The organism is Rhodoferax sp. RT4P68, from assembly GCF_056521305.1.
In genome coordinates this window covers 1-1,064 of record NZ_JBWMBB010000054.1, presented here as the reverse complement: position 1 = coordinate 1,064, position 1,064 = coordinate 1, and the positions used below count along the sequence as shown (strand labels likewise).

Genomic DNA, 1,064 nt, shown 5'->3' with positions numbered 1-1,064 from the left:
GCCTGGGCGACGGGCGGCATCCAGGCGCGCAGCGACGCGCTGGACAAGATCGGCAACGAAATCCTGGCGCGCAAGGAAGAGCTGGGCACGCTGCTGGCGCGCGAAGAGGGCAAGACCAAGGCAGAGGGCATGGGCGAGGCCGCGCGCGCCGGCCAGATCTTCAAATTCTTCGCCGGTGAATGCCTGCGTTTGTCGGGCGAGACGCTGCCCTCGGTGCGCCCCGGCATCGGCGTGGAGATCACGCGCGAACCGGTCGGCGTGGTCGGCCTCATCACGCCGTGGAACTTTCCGATCGCCATCCCCGCATGGAAGATCGCACCGGCCCTGGCGTTTGGCAACTGCGTGGTCTTGAAGCCCGCCGACCTCGTGCCCGGCTGCGCCTGGGCGTTGGCCGAGATCATCAGCCGCTCGGGCATTCCGGCCGGCGTGTTCAACCTGGTCATGGGCCGCGGCAGCGTGATCGGCAATGCACTGGTCGGCCATGCCGGCATCCACGCGGTGAGCTTCACCGGCTCGACCGGCGTGGGCCGCAACATCGCGCTGGAATGCGTGAAGGCCGGCAAGAAGGTGCAGCTGGAGATGGGCGGCAAGAACCCACAGATCGTGCTGGACGACGCCGACCTGAACCAGGCCGTCGAGCTGAGCGTGCAGAGCGCGTTCTACTCCACCGGCCAGCGCTGCACGGCATCGAGCCGCCTGATCGTGACGGACGGCATCTACCCCAAGTTCATCGAGGCGATGCAGGCCCGCATGGCCAAGATCAAGGTCGGCGACGCGCTGGCACAGGGCACCGACATCGGCCCCGTCTCCAGCCAGAGCCAGCTCGATCAGGACCTGGAATACATCGCGATCGGCAAGGGCGAAGGCGCCACATTGGCAGCCGGCGGTGAACGCCTGAAGCTGGAGACCGATGGTTTCTACATGGCCCCTGCGCTGTTCAGCGAGAGCGGCAAGGACATGCGCATCAACCGCGAAGAAATCTTCGGCCCGGTGGCCAGCGTGATCCGCGTGAAGGACTACGAAGAAGCGCTGGCCACGGCCAACGACACCGAGTTCGGCCTGTC

Annotated in this window: 1 protein-coding gene; it reads left to right on the top strand. The window is 66.7% G+C overall.

What is annotated here, in order from left to right:
* Positions 1 to 1,064: aldehyde dehydrogenase family protein (locus AC099J_RS31625; protein WP_479619276.1), on the top strand; the 1,064-nt coding region annotated here is incomplete at both ends.